Origin of the sequence: Polynucleobacter sp. AP-Latsch-80-C2, from assembly GCF_018882185.1 — a bacterium.
GTDB lineage: Bacteria > Pseudomonadota > Gammaproteobacteria > Burkholderiales > Burkholderiaceae > Polynucleobacter.
This window is the reverse complement of record NZ_JACVOY010000015.1, coordinates 15,556-31,338: the sequence shown is the minus strand read 5'-3', so window position 1 is coordinate 31,338 and position 15,783 is coordinate 15,556. Positions and strand designations below refer to the sequence as shown.

General features: G+C 44.2%; 15 protein-coding genes and 1 tRNA gene. 8 read left to right on the top strand and 8 right to left on the bottom strand.

What is annotated here, in order from left to right:
• Together ICN47_RS12030 and ICN47_RS12025 are read left to right on the top strand one after the other, a co-directional pair.
• Nucleotides 1-3,243, top strand: a 3,243-nt coding sequence (locus ICN47_RS12030; RefSeq protein ID WP_216220164.1) for an autotransporter-associated beta strand repeat-containing protein, incomplete at its 5' end; no start/stop codon positions are given.
• 44 nt (nucleotides 3,244-3,287) lie between these two features.
• Nucleotides 3,288-3,833 carry a hypothetical protein gene (locus ICN47_RS12025; protein ID WP_216220163.1) on the top strand — a complete coding sequence of 182 codons (546 nt, stop codon included), beginning with the start codon at nucleotides 3,288-3,290 and terminating at the stop codon, nucleotides 3,831-3,833.
• 83 nt (nucleotides 3,834-3,916) lie between these two features.
• Here the strand turns inward: ICN47_RS12025 and ICN47_RS12020 are convergent, their stop codons facing one another.
• The 4 genes from ICN47_RS12020 to pgi form a co-directional block, all read right to left on the bottom strand.
• Nucleotides 3,917-5,302: a phosphomannomutase/phosphoglucomutase gene (locus tag ICN47_RS12020; protein ID WP_216220162.1), complete on the bottom strand. Its 1,386-nt coding sequence runs from the start codon at nucleotides 5,300-5,302 to the stop codon at nucleotides 3,917-3,919.
• Nucleotides 5,303-5,320: 18 nt separating this feature from the next.
• Nucleotides 5,321-5,689, bottom strand: coding sequence for a type II toxin-antitoxin system PemK/MazF family toxin (locus tag ICN47_RS12015; protein ID WP_216220161.1), 369 nt, complete (start codon nucleotides 5,687-5,689; stop codon nucleotides 5,321-5,323).
• Nucleotides 5,689-5,949: a PbsX family transcriptional regulator gene (locus ICN47_RS12010; protein ID WP_216220160.1), complete on the bottom strand. Its 261-nt coding sequence runs from the start codon at nucleotides 5,947-5,949 to the stop codon at nucleotides 5,689-5,691. The genes ICN47_RS12015 and ICN47_RS12010 overlap by 1 nt, the downstream gene beginning before the upstream one ends.
• A gap of 87 nt (nucleotides 5,950-6,036) precedes the next feature.
• Nucleotides 6,037-7,530 carry a glucose-6-phosphate isomerase gene (gene pgi / locus ICN47_RS12005; RefSeq protein WP_216220159.1) on the bottom strand — a complete coding sequence of 498 codons (1,494 nt, stop codon included), beginning with the start codon at nucleotides 7,528-7,530 and terminating at the stop codon, nucleotides 6,037-6,039.
• Nucleotides 7,531-7,642: 112 nt separating this feature from the next.
• Here pgi and ICN47_RS12000 point away from each other — a divergent pair, with 112 nt between their 5' ends.
• Nucleotides 7,643-8,779, top strand: a complete 1,137-nt coding sequence (locus tag ICN47_RS12000) for an NAD(P)/FAD-dependent oxidoreductase (protein WP_216220158.1) — start codon at nucleotides 7,643-7,645, stop codon at nucleotides 8,777-8,779.
• Nucleotides 8,780-8,812: 33 nt separating this feature from the next.
• Nucleotides 8,813-8,902 (top strand) — tRNA-Ser (locus ICN47_RS11995).
• 85 nt (nucleotides 8,903-8,987) lie between these two features.
• Here the strand turns inward: ICN47_RS11995 and ICN47_RS11990 are convergent.
• Nucleotides 8,988-9,317 (bottom strand): hypothetical protein, encoded by a 330-nt coding sequence (locus tag ICN47_RS11990; protein ID WP_071540422.1) that lies wholly within the window; start codon nucleotides 9,315-9,317, stop codon nucleotides 8,988-8,990.
• A gap of 58 nt (nucleotides 9,318-9,375) precedes the next feature.
• Nucleotides 9,376-9,585, bottom strand: a complete 210-nt coding sequence (locus ICN47_RS11985) for an AlpA family transcriptional regulator (RefSeq protein ID WP_071540421.1) — start codon at nucleotides 9,583-9,585, stop codon at nucleotides 9,376-9,378.
• Nucleotides 9,586-10,136: 551 nt separating this feature from the next.
• Here ICN47_RS11985 and ICN47_RS11980 point away from each other — a divergent pair.
• From ICN47_RS11980 to ICN47_RS11965, 4 genes are read left to right on the top strand one after another with little or no spacing between them, the layout of a single operon-like run.
• The gene (locus ICN47_RS11980; protein WP_071540420.1) at nucleotides 10,137-11,060 is read left to right on the top strand and encodes a YdaU family protein; all 924 of its coding nucleotides are present in this window, start codon (nucleotides 10,137-10,139) and stop codon (nucleotides 11,058-11,060) included.
• Nucleotides 11,050-11,271, top strand: coding sequence for a hypothetical protein (locus ICN47_RS11975; protein ID WP_071540419.1), 222 nt, complete (start codon nucleotides 11,050-11,052; stop codon nucleotides 11,269-11,271). The genes ICN47_RS11980 and ICN47_RS11975 overlap by 11 nt, the downstream gene beginning before the upstream one ends.
• Before the next feature lie 5 nt (nucleotides 11,272-11,276).
• Complete coding sequence (locus tag ICN47_RS11970; protein WP_071540418.1) at nucleotides 11,277-11,747, top strand: hypothetical protein; 471 nt, start codon at nucleotides 11,277-11,279, stop codon at nucleotides 11,745-11,747.
• Nucleotides 11,748-11,750: 3 nt separating this feature from the next.
• Nucleotides 11,751-13,055: a terminase family protein gene (locus ICN47_RS11965; protein ID WP_071540417.1), complete on the top strand. Its 1,305-nt coding sequence runs from the start codon at nucleotides 11,751-11,753 to the stop codon at nucleotides 13,053-13,055.
• Between the two features lie 77 nt (nucleotides 13,056-13,132).
• On the opposite strand, the gene ICN47_RS11960 is transcribed toward ICN47_RS11965, so the two are convergent.
• A complete protein-coding gene (locus ICN47_RS11960) occupies nucleotides 13,133-14,434 on the bottom strand; it encodes a phenylacetate--CoA ligase family protein (RefSeq protein WP_155763315.1) in 1,302 nt (433 codons plus the stop codon).
• Nucleotides 14,435-14,474: 40 nt separating this feature from the next.
• The gene (locus ICN47_RS11955) at nucleotides 14,475-15,782 is read right to left on the bottom strand and encodes a phenylacetate--CoA ligase family protein (protein WP_071540415.1); all 1,308 of its coding nucleotides are present in this window, start codon (nucleotides 15,780-15,782) and stop codon (nucleotides 14,475-14,477) included.
• Between the last annotated feature and the right edge of the window lies 1 nt (nucleotide 15,783).

The following is a 15,783-nucleotide window of genomic DNA, read 5'->3' as shown; positions in this document are numbered from 1 at the left end:
ACACCATTAACTGGCCTCACCATTAATACAGCAACCTTAACTGCCCATGCGATTACCTTAGCTAGCAGTAGCGCCATCTCGATTACCAATAGTGGTGCTGGTTCGATTGACGGCATCATTGCAGGTACCGGTGTGACCTTAACGAAGGCAGGAGTAGGTATCCTCACTCTGTCAGGTGCTAACACCTACACTGGTGCTACCACCGTCAACGGCGGTACTTTAGCACTCTCTAATGGGGCTGCAATTGTCGATACGGTTGCTGTAAGTCTAACTGCGTCAGGCGCAACTTTATTGCTAAATAATTCAGAAATAATTGCTTCATTGACTGGAGTATCTGGCAGTTTAGTGAATTTAGGTACCAATACCTTAACTGTTGGCGACGGCTCTAGTGCGACCTTTGCAGGTGTTATTAGTAATGGTTCCTTAGTAAAACAAGGCTCCGGTGTATTTACACTTACAGGATCCAATACTTATGCTGGAACAACAACGATTAGTAATGGCACGGTATTACTCGGCGGAAATAATGTGATTTCAAGTAGCTCGGCATTAGTTATGTCTGGTACAGCCATATTAGATCTACATGGCTACTCTAATGTCTTTGCTTCACTAACTGGTACTAGTGGCAACACTATCTTGAATAATCAAAGCGCAAGCAATTCAGTGCTTACGGTTGCGGGTGGAACCACGAATTACGCAGGCTTAATTATCGACCACAGCACTGGCTCAGGAACAGTAGGATTAAATGTAACGGGTGGTAGCTTATCCCTTACTAATCTCAATACCTATACTGGTGTAACCACTGTCAGTAGTGGAGCAACAATTGAAATTACAAACTTAGGCAACGGAGGTTCTGCAAGTGGTATTGGCCAGGCAGGTAACGGTGCTGCAAATATCATACTTGATGGCGGTACGCTTAAATATACTGGTGCAACAACTGCTAGCGATCGTTTAATTACTATTACCACTAATGGTGGAACAATCAATGCATCCGGCACGGGAATTTTAGCTCTAAACAATACGGGTAATATTGGTCTATCTGGATCTGGCGCCCATACCTTAACCCTAGCTGGTAGCAATACGGGAAATAATTCTTTAGCTGCTGTTCTAACTGACAGTGGCTCCTATTCAAGCAGTCTCTACAAAGATGGGGTTGGCACATGGGTTATCTCTGGAAATAGTAGTTACACCGGGGTAACTACGATCCATGCAGGAACTTTAATCATTAGTGGTAGTAGCTCTGTAAGCAATTCAAGCGGCGTTATAGTTGACGGCATCCTAGATATTTCTAATTTAGGAGGCACAGTTTCCGCTAAAACAATTTCTAGTAGCAACCCTGGATTAGGACAAATTTTGATTGGTGGGGATCGACTTAATATTACTAATGCCTCAGGAATTTTCTATGGCGCAATCAGTGGTACAGGTTCATTGGTTATTAGCGGTGGAACTTTAACTCTTGCTGGTAACAATAGCTTTACCGGTGGCATTACCATTAGTAACTCAATCCTGAAATATGGCGTTAGCGCTGGGGCATTGAGCAATGGAGTCATCACCTCCACAAATGGCTCTCTTGGTGCAGATAGCGCTCTTGCATCAACTATTCTGAATACAGGCATTACTGTAACTGGTGCCATTAAGCTTGTGGGGGACATTAAGTCCATCGGAAATCAGTCCTATCAGGATGTAGTAGTAGCCCCAGCTAGTGGAACTTTAGTAACACTCACGTCTACTGGCGGTAATATCGAAATGCTTGGAACGATTGATGGCCTGAATTCGAATGTTCAGTCTCTTAATATTATTTCAAATGCTTCAGCTGGAATTGTGACCTTGGCAGGAAGTAATGGATCTAACGCCCCATTAAATAATTTCTCCGTTACGGCAAATCGCATTAATTTGCTGGCTGATACTTTAACTTCAGGTACCCAAGCCTATACTGGTAGCTCATATATCGGAGATGCGAGCTATATTGGCCAGGCTATTGCCCAAGGGTTTTTATTTGGGCAATTTAATTCTATCTTTACCGATACAACCAAAGGCTTATTAATTAAGTATCTCTCACCTAATTATGTGAGAACATTGGTTTCGCGTGATCCTAGCGTAACCTTTAATGGCACGATTGATGACACAGTCAAAGATACTCATACCTTAATTACTTTGGCTATATCGGATGTATCCAGCCTAGATCCTGCAATAACATTTAGTAATTCAATAGGTAATAACGTACCTTTATATGGCCTAAATGTAGCAACTAAAAAGACTGGATCTACTTATGCTGGTGAAATTACGATTACCGGATTGGGTGTAATTACTTATACCAATCAAAGTTACTCTGCTAATTCGATGTCGATATTGCCAGCCAGTACTGGCGGTACTATTAATTTTACGATTTCAGACATTGACGGGCTCATTAATTTCACTGTGAATCCAGTTGATCCTGATTACCCTGGTTATATCTACATTCGTGGAGAGCTCAATCCAACGCCGGTAGTTGTATCAAATTACATTGCCATTAAAGGCGCAACAAATATTAAAGTATCTGAGCTTAATGGCACATGGAATGCAACCATAACAGCAGCCTATACACCGGTAACACCAAGCCCTTCATCTGATGGATCTTCGGGAAATGGTAATGAGAGTGGTAGCAATCCAGTTGCAAACTCTCAAATTAGTATTTCTCCAGTTATTGAGCCTGTAAGTAAGGAGAAAGAGGCTGCTTCAGGTACTCCAACTACCAATGCAGGTACTATCATGCAAGATATTTCTCAAAATAATAACTTTACCGTATATAGGCCTGCAGTTACTTCAGTCGCAAATGTATCGGTTACTATGGTGGAGACAATTGATTCAGCCAAGAATATTTCTCTAAGCCCGAGCGTTGGCGTTACTTCATCCAATGTTGTAGCAGGCGGAGTTGGCACAATAACAGAGAAATCATCAATCAGCTCTGCTTATATCTTGGCCCAAGATCAGACCCCAAAAGAAGTGGCAAAAGGTAGCTCTTTCGTATACCAGCTTCCTGCCAACATATTTATCCATAGCGTGCCAGGTACGGCTATGGAATACGAAGCCAAACAAGTAGATGGATCTGCATTGCCTTCCTGGATGAAATTTAATCCAGTTCAGTTAAGCTTTAGTGGTGTAGCGCCGATTGACGCTCTACCAAGCTACGATATTTCGATTATGGCAAGAGATAAGGCTGGCAACCAAGCTAGCGCTAAGGTTACCGTAAGAATTTCCTCTCGGTAGCAGGCGAATTACAGGAAATAATTTTCTTGGGCTATAGTTACCTTATGTCGATTAAACAACTCAACGCCACCTATCTTCTTCAAGATGATCGAATCCTGTTTAGGATCAACACTGAAGAAAAGACAGAATTTGGCTTCCTACTCACAAGACGTGTAGCTTTATTCATTCTGGCTGCGTCTGAACATTTGGTTGAGAAAGTTCTAGAGCAAAAACATGATCCAGCGACCGCTAAAGCGGTTGCTGATTTTGAGAAGAAAAATCTCATTAGCTCCGATATGAAGGGTCCAGAGTTTGAGTCCGGTGAGACATTCCCATTAGGTCAATCTCCCATCTTGGTATTGGACGTTACCTGCGGAATTGCTGAACCTGAGGCAGGAGGAGAGCAAGCATTCTCAATCGACTTTATCTTAGGCAAAGATCAGAGCATCAATTTAAAACTTCCTAAGCCCATGTTAATTGCGATGCGAGTGCTGCTTGAGAATCTCTGTGATCAGGCTTCATGGGGAAGGGCGGTTATTGCAGCTAGTGCACCTGAAACGAGCGGTTCTGTCTCGATTGATATTCCTGTTAGCTCAAGTACCATTCACTAAAACAAGATTCATAATCTTCTGGGCAAATAAAAAACTACCTCTGAGGGTGGTTTTTTATTTGAACTGCTTACTTCTCTATTATCTTAGAACGGCAGTTTTGCATCCGGCTTAGCAGCTAGCAAGGCCGCCTTAAATTCAGCCTGAATACGTTGAATCGCTTCATCACTATCGGCCTCAAAGCGCATCACTACAACCGGTGTTGTATTGGACGGTCTAGCTAAACCAAAGCCATCTGCATACTCAACACGTACTCCATCAATGGTGTTGATTGCCTCAGAAGTAGGGAACTTGGCGTTAGCCTTAATCTTTTCCAGAATGGCAAAGGGTTCACCTTCAGCACAGGCAAGCTGGAGCTCAGGCGTGCAAGTAGCATTCGGTAAATCATTAAGGGTCTTATTCGGATCCTTTTCTTTACTAAGAATCTCTAACAAGCGGGCACCGGTATAAAGGCCATCATCAAAACCAAACCAGCGGTCTTTAAAGAAGATATGACCGCTCATCTCGCCGGCTAAAGGAGCGCCAGTTTCCTTGAGCTTTGCTTTAACTAAGGAGTGACCGGTTTTCCACATGAGGGGCTCGCCACCATGTTGCTTAACCCAGGTCGCTAAGTTGCGGGTGCACTTAACGTCATAAATGATTTGACCGCCAGGATTGCGTGAGAGAACGTCTTTAGCAAACAGCATCATTTGACGATCCGGGAAAATCACCTGACCATCTTTAGTCACAACGCCTAAACGGTCAGCATCGCCATCAAACGCTAAACCCAGCTCGTTATCCGTAGTTTGTAAGTTCTTAATGAGATCTTGCAAGTTCTCCAAATGCGCGGGATCTGGATGGTGATTCGGAAAATGGCCATCGACTTCACAAAAGAGTTCTTGCACTTCACAACCCAAAGCTCTGAAGAGTTGACCTGCAAATGCACCACCAACACCATTGCCGCAATCCACCACAATCTTCATTGGTCGAGCCAACTTTACATCGCCGACAATGTGCTTTAAATACATTGGGAAGATATCAAAGGTCGAACGCGAACCCTGACCACTGGCAAATTGCTTTGCTTCAATGCGTTTACGTAAAGCTTGAATTTGATCGCCGTAAATAGCAGCGCCGCCCAAAACCATCTTGAAGCCGTTGTAGTTTGGTGGGTTATGGCTGCCAGTAATCATGATGCCTGACTTTGGCTTTTTGCCATCCAATACTTGATTGGCACCAAAGTACACCATTGGCGTAGCAACCATGCCTAAGTCGATCACATTAATGCCAGTAGAAAGCAGGCCTTCAGTTAAGGCTTCAATCAAACTAGGACCAGAGAGGCGACCATCACGACCGATCGCAATCTCTGTTTCACCAAGTTCACGCATTTCAGTACCAAAGGCTTGGCCAATGAGTTTGGCGATCGACGGATCTAATGTCTCATCAATGATGCCGCGGATGTCATAGGCTTTAAATATAGAGGGAGATAGTTGCACTTTAGATTCCAGTATTTATTAGTGAGCAATTTCGATAATTGAATTTAATCCTTCGCAAGCCTCTTGAAATAGGTGGGCAGGCAAGGTTTTCCATGGATGTGGCCTGGCTGATCGCAGGCGCCAATCAAATGATTTAGGTTGGTGAGTCAATATATAAACTGGTTCACCGCGACCAACTGAGAATTTAATCGCAAATGGATTGGTTTCATTAGATTTAGCATGTGTCATTGGAAGCCCAATAACAATACCAGTTCTTTCATTAAAAGTTTTTGGTGAAATGACAAGCATTGGATGCTCATCTTTCATTTCATTTCCAGTTTGTGGATTAAAGTTAATCCAAATCATGTCCCTACGTTCAGGAGCCCACGACTTTAATTTTTCCACCATTAAATAATTTCTTTCCCTGCCGCTATTGTTGCCATAACTTCGCCACTATGTTTTTCTGGATCAAAGGCCTTCAATTTTTGATTAAGGCTAAGCTTAGGTTTGCCTACTACTCTGAGAAGCACCCCATTCTTAACGACCTCTACAGAAATAGGAACCCCTTGTGATAAGTGGGCCGCCTTAGCAACTGGAGAGGTGATCCTAACCCCTAAGCCATTGCCCCATTCTTGTACTGTTTGCTCTACTTTTAGTGCTGGAGCCATTTTAACCCCCTCTAAATATTATGTTTAAACAAGTATAAACATATAGTGAAAAAAGTCAAATGCAGCCAGAATTTGATGGTTAATCTTTTAGGGTTGATTAAACAGGTTAATACGCTGTGCAGTAATCGCATCGATATTGGCATCTGCAGCTACTGAAGCAGAATCTTTGAGGGCTGCTTCAATGGGTTTTGCTAATACCTTGCCAAGCTCAACGCCAGGCTGGTCAAAGCTGTTGATATTCCAAAGTGCACCTAAAGTGGTCGCACGATTCTCATAGAGTGCCAGCAGAGCCCCAAGATAAAACGCATTTAACTTAGGCAGTATCAACAGGTTGCTTGGACGCTTACCAGGATAGGTATTGTTCGGATTGTCCGTTTGTTTCCCGTTCGCTAATGCTTGAGCTTGTGCCAAGCAATTGGACAGCAAAATACGATGATGCTCTTTGGCTTCAGGCAAATGACTCATCGGTTCACGGATTGCAATAAAGTCAATCGGAATGACCTCTGTGCCTTGGTGAAGTAGCTGAAAGTAAGAATGCTGTGCATTGCTTCCGGAGCTACCAAACACGACTGGGCAAGAGAACATCACCGGTTTACCGTCGCGGTCAACACTCTTACCGTTACTTTCCATATCGAGCTGCTGTAACCATTTAGGAAACCAATCCAAGGCATCTGCATACGGGATCACAGCAAAGGATTTAATGTCATGCTTTTCTTGCTGATACAGCAAGGTGAGCGCCATGATGATCGGAAGGTTTTCTTCCAAAGGGGCTGATTGATAGTGCTGATCAATTGCCTGCGCACCCGCTAAGAATTCTTTAAAGGTTTCAAAGCCGTATTGCAAGGCAATTGGAAGGCCTACTGCAGACCATACTGAATAACGTCCACCGACCCAATCCCAGAAAGGGTATATGTTTTCTTCCTTGACGCCAAACTCTTTAGCAGCTGGCACATTGGCAGTTACTGCAAAGAGCGCGTTGTTAATTTGGCTTTCAGTACGACCACTGTCTTTGAGCCAGCGTACAACTGCTTTCGCATTCTTGGTAGTCTCTAAAGTCGTAAATGATTTAGAGACGATGATGACGCGCGTACTGTGAGGTAAGGCGCGTTGTAAGATACGACCTAATTCAGCAGTATCAATATTGGCTAAGAAGTGCATCCGCATGCCACGACTCTCAATATTGGGAACGTGTGCAAGAGCCTCAATGGCTAGGCGTGGTCCAAAGTCTGAGCCGCCAATACCAATGTGAATCACATCCGTGATACCTACCCATTTATTGCAAAGCGCTTCAATACGATGCCAAACGTCAGCTACTGCAGGCATCACATCTTTGCCATCTACTAAAACGGGTTTTTGATCGAGATTACGTAGAGCTGAATGCAAGGCAGGGCGATCTTCCGACTGATTCACGTGTTTGCCAGCAAAAAGATCAGCAATAAACTCTTGCACTTTTGCAGTGCGGGCTTGAGCAAAGAGAGATTGCCAAGCTTGGGCGTCGATACCTTGGTATGCGCTATCTAAAACGATATCTGCAGCACGAAAGACGGATTTCGGGTTCTCTGTAGCGGTATTTAAAGACATCTAGGGATTTTATCAATAAGTAGAGGTGTAAAGAGCCCAAATCCACCTTAAAGCACTGAAAATGTTACGATTTATGCCTATTCATACTAATAAAAACGTCTGGGACAAGTAGATGGAGCAGGTAGATTGTGTCGTTATAGGTGCGGGGGTGATTGGATTGGCCGTTGCGCGCGAGATGGCACTCCAGGGTCGAGAAACCATCCTTTTAGAGCGTGAAAGTGCTTTTGGCACCATTAGCAGCGCCCGCAATAGCGAGGTAATTCATGCTGGGATCTATTACCCCAAGGACTCATTAAAGGCAAAACTCTGCGTAGAGGGCAATCGCCTTTTATATGAATACTGCCGAACCCATCAAGTATCTACCCAGCCTTATGGCAAGTTAATAGTTGCTAGTGACGATACCCAGATCAATGATCTTCAGGCAATTCTGTATAAAGCACAAAACAATCAAGTACCCGATATCAAGATGATCTCTGGTGTTGAGGCAAAAGCTTTAGAGCCACAACTTCATTGTTCGGCTGCAATACTGTCTTCATCCACGGGCATTGTGGATAGTCATGGTTACATGCTGTCTTTATTAGGCGGCTTTGAAGATGCTGGCGGCATGCTGGCCTATCAATCACCACTCATGAGCGCCAGGCCTGTTGGTGACAATGCCAGCGAGGGATTTATTCTCGAAATTGGCGGTGCTGATGGAATGCAAATTCAAACGCGTTTGCTAATCAATTGCGCCGGCGTGAGCGCGCCTGCCATTGCACAAAAGATTGAAGGCCTTGCCGCTGATCAGATTCCTAAAGCGCACTTTGCTAAAGGAAACTATTTCTCTCTTTCCGGGAAGTCACCATTTAATCATTTGATTTATCCCATTCCTGAACCAGGTGGTTTAGGGGTGCATTTAACACTCGATATGGGTGGCCAGGCTAAATTTGGTCCTGACGTAGAGTGGTTGGATATTGAGGGTGAAGGGCAAATTGATTACACCGTGGACCCATCCAGAGGTGATGGTTTCTATGAAGCCGTGAGACGGTACTGGCCAGGGTTAAAAGACGGCAGTCTTCAGCCGGATTATTCAGGGGTTAGGGCAAAAATTGTGCCACCTAATGCGCCACCAGGGGACTTTTGCTTCAACGGGCCACAAGATCACGGTCTCCACGGTTTATACAATTTATATGGTTTCGAATCCCCTGGATTAACCTCTAGCCTTGCTATTGCCAGGCATTTAGAGCGTCTTATCAAAAATTCTTTATAATTTGACCAGCTACCCCAACTAAGGGTCTGTAATGGAAGAGTGGCAGAGCGGTTGAATGCACCAGTCTTGAAAACTGGCGAGGATGAAAGTCCTCCGTGAGTTCGAATCTCACCTCTTCCGCCATATACGACAGCAGAGCCCCTAAACATGGGGCTCTTTGTTTTTGGGGCTCCTCTACCCACCACTCTACCCACCAGCAAAACATTGTCTAGATTTGGATTGAGTTGGATATAGATGGGTGGGAAACTTCCCCGCAACGCTTGGCAAGATACTCGTAAATATCAAAGGAGCGTAGGTTCTCGACGCCGTTAATGACTGGAACATCCCCATAGCTCAAAAAAGCAGTTCTGAGCCGTTCAGAGCCTATAAATGCGTTGATGGGGGATTGAAGAAAGTCGTCCACAACCTTCTTGCATGCTTCGATTGCGTCGTCCAGGTTGTCAAACTCCCCAATGCGTACCCAGGGGCTCTGTTTGCTCCTTCTAAAGTCGCTGTAAACATCAACGCTAAATGATTTCGATAAGTTGATTGCTTCCATAGTCATCCCCTGAGTTTTCCGTAGGATTGTTAGCTTACCCTCAGGGGATACCCATCATTCAATTGGTGGATTGTGCAGACCGCTCTCGAATAAATGCTTGTACTTGTTCGATTGTCCAGAAAGATGATCGACCAATCTTTATTGGTTTTGGAAACTCACCTCTCTGAACCATCAACCAAAACTTAGATTTCGATACCGGCATCACCTTTAGGATTTGTGGAATTCTCATCAAAGTAATAGGTGGAATTTGAGGGTTGGATTGACTCATCATCATCTCCTTAGTGGGCGCGCTTTAAGTTTTTACGATAAACCTGCAACGCCATCTTTGCAGAACTCATTTTTGTGTATCCATATGATCGATACAGGCTGTACAAGCGAAATGCAACCATGAAATTTAATCTCCTATTGTGTTTTGTTAAGAATCATTTTGTGTGCTACTGAAGTGCAATGTAGTCAATGAAATTTTGGTGGTCAATCAAATGTCAATACCCACTTTGAAGACGCATATTATTTTTTGACTACAAAAAAATATTTATTCATAGAAGTGACACAAGTCATATAAATAAATGGCTACAGAGCTGTCAGTAAATTCTGATAGCTTAAAGAGAGCAGTGGACACACATAGATCAATCAATACATCGAACCTCAAAATAAATTCTTACGAATTTTTTAAAGAAGGATTACAAACATTTGATAGATAAATAAATTAAAGAAAAATTCAGAAAAAACACGTTTGACGATACGCTTTCCGATTGTTAGATTCATCTCTTGCAAAGAATATTGCACGCAAGAAAAAGAACTACACGGAGACAAATTGATATGAATTACTACGAGCATCACATTGGAGATTACGCTGAAGCGACCGCGCATCTGACATTCATAGAAGATGCCACTTACAGTCGCCTCATCAGAAAGTACTACGCTACAGAAAAGCCGCTACCGATCGATGTAAAGCTCGTGCAAAGATTGATCAACGCACGATCTAAAGAAGAAAAAAATGCAGTTGTCTCGGTCCTCAATGAATTTTTTACCCTCAGTGATGATGGCTGGAGACAAGAGCGCTGTGACCATGAAATAGCCCGCTTCAAAGATAAGCAGATCAAAGCCAGGCGAAGCGCAGAAGGGAGGTGGCAATCATTTCCAGCAGAGGATTTACAACCGGAAATTACCCCAAATATCGGATGCGTTCGCAATGCGATCGCATTGCGAACGCAATACTCACCAGACACCAAGCACCAGTCACCAGTAACCAATCTCCATACACCAGGCAAACAAAACAATGGGGGTGAAAAGGAAAAAATTCCCCAAGGACCACCCATGCCAACTGACGAAGAAAAACTTTTTCAAGAGCGCATCGAAAAATACAAAAGCTTTGCAGCAATGATCAGCAAGGAGGGTCGGGCCATTGCCGTAGATGACTATCGCATCCGGGACATTGTCAATCTTGGGGTAACCGAAGCTGAGGTAGCCGAAGCTATTGCCACCGCCAAGGAAACGCGCATGAAGGTCTCAAACCCAACCCCCATCAATGCGGGCTATGTTCTCGCAATTCTGAAAGGGGCGCGCAAAAAAATAGAAACCGCCAAAGCCGATGAAGACGCTTGGTGGAAAACCAATGAGGGCATAGACACCAAAGGCAGGGAGCTCTCGATGAAGGCCCAAGGCTCTGAAAGCTACGAATCCTTCAAAACCAGAATCTTTGTCGAACTACGTAAACGCCAGGAGGCATCCAATGCAAACTAATCAAGCCATTGCGGGCGTCATTGATCGCTTAGACATGGAAGACTTTCCCATCGGATCAAAGGTAAAGACTCCGAGTGGGCGCGTAGGCATCGTGGTCAAACATCGTGGAGCCCAAAGCCGTCATGACTTATTCCAAAGAATCATCATTGAGTTTGATGAGCCAATTGGTGATTCAGTAGCATTGCAACCCCATCTTTTAATTCTGGTCTAAGCTTCATGATTGAAAATAATCAAAAGAAATCAAAGAAGCCCACTCCATCCAAAAGCAAAGGAGGGGCAAGAGCAGGTGCAGGACGCAAGGAGGGCAGCCTAACCAAGCGTACCCGTGAGATTGCTGAGGTAGCTACTGCCCAGGGCATTACACCCTTGGAAGTCATGATGAGCACGATGATGGCGCTTTACAAGGAGGCGGGTAATTGCAGTCGCGAAAGTAATCAGCATCATGACCATGTTGATAAGGCTAACGAACATGATGATGGTCGTGGCACCATGATCACGGAGAACCGCATCAAGTTACTGAACATGGCTGCTACCATCGCTAGACATGCGGCGCCTTATGTCCATCCTCGCTTATCGGCTATTGAGCACACCGGTAAGGATGGCGCACCTCTACAAAGTGGAGTCCTAGTCGTGCCAAGCGCCATGAGCATGGATGAGTGGGAGCAAGCTGCCCAGCCAAAACACTAGCCCATGAAAACCATCTGGGCACCATTGCCTGGTAGCCAAACCCTGTTTCTGACATGTCCTGTGTATGAAGTATTGCTAGAGGGCACCAGGGGTGGGGGTAAGACCGATACCTTGTTAATGAGCTATGCCCAACACGTAGGAAGAGGCTTCGGGGATCATTGGCGCGGCACACTCTTTCGATTGACCTATCCCCAACTAGCTGACGTAGTGGCCAAGAGTAAGCGCTGGTTCTATCAAATCTTTCCAGGCGCCAAGTTCAATGAATCAGACTACGTGTGGAAGTGGCCCACAGGAGAGATGCTGTACTTTCGTTATGGTGCCAATGAAGACGACTACTGGAATTACCATGGTCACGAGTATCCCTGGTTAGGATTCGAGGAGCTCACTAACTGGCGCAACCTCTCGTTCTACGAAGCAATGCATTCCACTTGTCGGTCATCTCATCCTGGGATGCCAAGAATGGTGAGGGCAACATGCAATCCATTTGGAGTGGGCCACGCATCAGTAAAGGAAAGATTTCAGATTGGAGCTATTCCTGCAGGACAGATCATTAGGCAGGAGGGCGCGTTACCCAGAGTGCGAATACATTCGACGATTTATGAGAACACTCATCTACTAAAAAATGACCCGAACTACCTGATGAGTCTAGAGTCACTAAGTGATCCAAACAGACGTAGAGCGTGGCTAGAAGGTGATTGGGATATCCATGTGGGAAGTTTCTTGGAAGGTGTATGGCAGCCCTCTAAACACGTTGTAGAGCCCTTTGCTATTCCACCGACATGGAAAGTATGGCGCTCGATGGATTGGGGGTATGCCAGGCCATATGCCGTGTATTGGTTTGCTCTATCTAATGATGGAGTCTATTACCTATGGAGGGAGCTCTATGGATATGGAGATAAAGAAAACACGGGCACCAGAGAAGATGCAACAGTAGTCGCGGACAAGATTAAAAAGATCGAGATTCATGATCAACGCCTCGGATACGAATACCGCATGAACCTAGCTGACCCATCCATCTTTTCAAAGATAGGTGCTGAGCGGTCAATAGGTCAGATCTTTAGAGATAAAGGAGTGAAATGGACCGAAGCCTACAACGCCCCTAGAAGCAGAGTAAACGGCGCACAAGAAATCATCCGACTTCTGGCTGAAGATAGGCTTAAGATCTTCTCAACCTGTAAGCACTGGTTAAGAACCATCCCACAATTACCGCCAGATTCATTAAACCTCGAAGACGTAGACACGGATGCCGAAGATCATGCCTGGGATGCTACGAGGTATGGGGTGATGCGAGTAAGAAGGTCTGAGTAATTTATGAGCCGCTAAAGCCCATAATGACCGGGGAAACGGGATAGATATAGTCGATAGGGGGTATCCTCTGTTTGCTGCTAGTAAGTAACCAGCCATTCCCCCTTGCGCTTGTCATGAAATGACATGGTTTTTGCCATTTGAGTGCTTCTAAATTGCTCTTGCGAATAAATGTCTCTGAATAAGCTGCCCCAAGGATGCGCTACTACCAAAATTGGAATGTTAGTGAGCTCTCTTGCCCTTTTCTCAATCTCTAATTTCGCTGAACTAGCTAATCTAGCTTCGGTAATTTGAATGTCAAATGTGATTTCTATGTTCTCATCACCTTCAACGGTAATGCGATGAATGGAGGATACGCCTGGAACTCCCGCCAGCATGTCTTGAAAATCAACGGGAAATAAGTATTTTTCATTATCGGGTATGGCCTCTTTTAACCTGCCGTAAACCTCTAGATAGCAACGAATTTTCCCATCTACCATTTGATATGAAACTTCTCCAACGTCCCCAGTTTGATAGCGAATGAGTGGAGAGCCCTGAGAATACAGATCCCAAATTACAATCTCGCCAGTAAGTGATTCTGGCCTATCAGGATTGTGAATTTCGATATAAAAATCTTCGTGAACCAGCATTTTATCGACCGAGGCTGGAACACCAACAGCCCCAAATTCACTTAAACCGTAGTAGGGCAGAATGTTTTTCCTATACCTTTCTTTAACCTCAAGACGGGTTTTTTTGGAAATGGGGACACCCACTACCAATATGTGCTCGAGAGAGGCGGCTTCAAATAAATCTATACCCGAATCGTACAAGTAGACATCCCGCAGTAAAAATGGATTCGAAGTAACCAAAATTCTAGCGTCAAGTGAGGTAAGTAGATCGCCAGTTCTTGAGTAACTCGATAGAACCTGACCTTGATCAACTGAAACGATTACCGCGCCACTATCCTGAAGGGCTTGGTGAAACCCATGCGCAGAACTAGTAAGTGCATACGGTAAATTAACCACAGCCACTTGACCTCGATCAACCTCTAAAAAATTTGGGACACGTCTCTTGTGATCTCGAATAAGATCATCGACTGTTTTCAAGGACATTGTCCTGCTGCTATTAATGGATCCAGAGCTAGTGCCGCTGGACTCAAAGTAAGCAGTTATCTCTTCCCATGGACATGCTAGAAAACCCTTTGGGTAGCCACGCCTAAGATCCTCCTTCAAAGTAAACGGGATCTTATCGAGTAATTCTTGTAGGCTAAATTCTTGCTCCTGAATTAATAGCAAGGCGCGTCTTAGTAAACGTTTGTAGAATGCAGACTTATTTGCTAGGTCTTGAATTCTTTGTATTAATAGAGTTGAGTTTTGTAGTTCATAGGAGATCTTATCTGCCATTGCATTACCCCGAGTTAATAAATTGCCTGTTGAAAACATGCTAGAAAGTGAAATCAATTACATTGATGCATAGCTCCTTGGATCGATCTTCGACCTTAGTTCCGCGTAGATCTACAAATTGGGCGCCTTTTTTCTTAGCAATGCCTAGCTTATTGGCTATTGCACCCCATTCATATATTTCTACACTCGTCATTTGTTTAAGAAAATGAGGGATAGCCTGCATCACCTTTTCCTCTAGCTGTGCTTTAGAGAGCGAGCAACGAATTGCCTTTTCAATTCTGATGCTGAGGTCTCCACTGTCTTCAATGACAAGCTGATATTCGTTACCAACTTCTGGAATACTAAAAATAATGTTTTCTATCTGATATGGAAATATGGTCTGTCCCAAAAATTGGACGCCATCTTGCTTACGACCAAGAATTTGATAGGCGGGAGCTTTTGATCCGCATGCACACTTAACTCGCCTTGCCAAGTCTCCGGTTTGATATCGAAGTAGGGGTGCAGCAGCGTCATGAAGTGTTGAAATAACGATCTCACCAGCTTCTGTATTGCTAAATATTTCATTTAGATTTTTATCTAAAAGCTCAAAATGCACGAATGGATTTAATGGTTCATGGTAATTTTTAAGGAGGCAGGTATGAAGTCCGGTGTCAACTTCAGTTAAACCATAATGACCATATAAATCGGCATTTCCCCAAACTTGTTCAATCCGCCTCCATTTTTGTTCAGACATTGTTTCGCCTAAATAAAATAGCTTTTGAACGCCTATCTCTTTTATTTTTCCTTCAGACTCAAGTACATCTCCATAGCGTAATAGCTCGAGTGGCCTAGAAAAAATAGCTTGAGGTTTGGTGCGACAAATAATTTCTAAAGTTCGTTGTGGTGAGCAAACGGTTGATCTAAGTCCTGTAGGTATGACCATGACTCCGCAAGACTGCAATGCTTGTTGAAAACGCATTCCAATCGGCGTCATCTCATAGGCGAGCGCAACAGCTGCACTTTCAATCTTCGCGCTGGTTAAACCCATCCATAGATCTAAATAGCTTCCAAATGCTTGAGCTTTTTCAAATGAAATATCTGGATATGCATGGAGAATGCTTCCACTAGTCCCGCTCGACTCAAAATACCCCTGTGGATGAGTGCCCGTTAGAAGGTAGCTACTGCCCTTTAATAATTCTGCACGTGAAGTCAGTGGAATGGCCTGAATGGATTCGAGGCAATCAAATTGATGCCCTCTCAGGTGAGCATACTTAGTTTTGTAAAGTGGAGAATGATTCGCGACTAATTGAAAGACGTGATTAAATCTTTGCAACCGTTGCTCAAGAACATCGACCCATAAGCCGTTCAAT

Bases quoted from the DNA above. Each gene is read 5' to 3' on its own strand.
- ICN47_RS12025 (WP_216220163.1), top strand. From the start codon at position 3,288: ATGTCGATTAAACAACTCAACGCCACCTATCTTCTTCAAGATGATCGA.
- ICN47_RS12015 (WP_216220161.1), bottom strand. From the start codon at position 5,689: ATGGTGGAAAAATTAAAGTCGTGGGCTCCTGAACGTAGGGACATGATT.
- ICN47_RS12010 (WP_216220160.1), bottom strand. From the start codon at position 5,949: ATGGCTCCAGCACTAAAAGTAGAGCAAACAGTACAAGAATGGGGCAAT.
- pgi (WP_216220159.1), bottom strand. From the start codon at position 7,530: ATGTCTTTAAATACCGCTACAGAGAACCCGAAATCCGTCTTTCGTGCT.
- ICN47_RS12000 (WP_216220158.1), top strand. From the start codon at position 7,643: ATGGAGCAGGTAGATTGTGTCGTTATAGGTGCGGGGGTGATTGGATTG.
- ICN47_RS11990 (WP_071540422.1), bottom strand. From the start codon at position 9,317: ATGGAAGCAATCAACTTATCGAAATCATTTAGCGTTGATGTTTACAGC.
- ICN47_RS11985 (WP_071540421.1), bottom strand. From the start codon at position 9,585: ATGAGTCAATCCAACCCTCAAATTCCACCTATTACTTTGATGAGAATT.
- ICN47_RS11980 (WP_071540420.1), top strand. From the start codon at position 10,137: ATGAATTACTACGAGCATCACATTGGAGATTACGCTGAAGCGACCGCG.
- ICN47_RS11975 (WP_071540419.1), top strand. From the start codon at position 11,050: ATGCAAACTAATCAAGCCATTGCGGGCGTCATTGATCGCTTAGACATG.
- ICN47_RS11970 (WP_071540418.1), top strand. From the start codon at position 11,277: ATGATTGAAAATAATCAAAAGAAATCAAAGAAGCCCACTCCATCCAAA.
- ICN47_RS11965 (WP_071540417.1), top strand. From the start codon at position 11,751: ATGAAAACCATCTGGGCACCATTGCCTGGTAGCCAAACCCTGTTTCTG.
- ICN47_RS11960 (WP_155763315.1), bottom strand. From the start codon at position 14,434: ATGGCAGATAAGATCTCCTATGAACTACAAAACTCAACTCTATTAATA.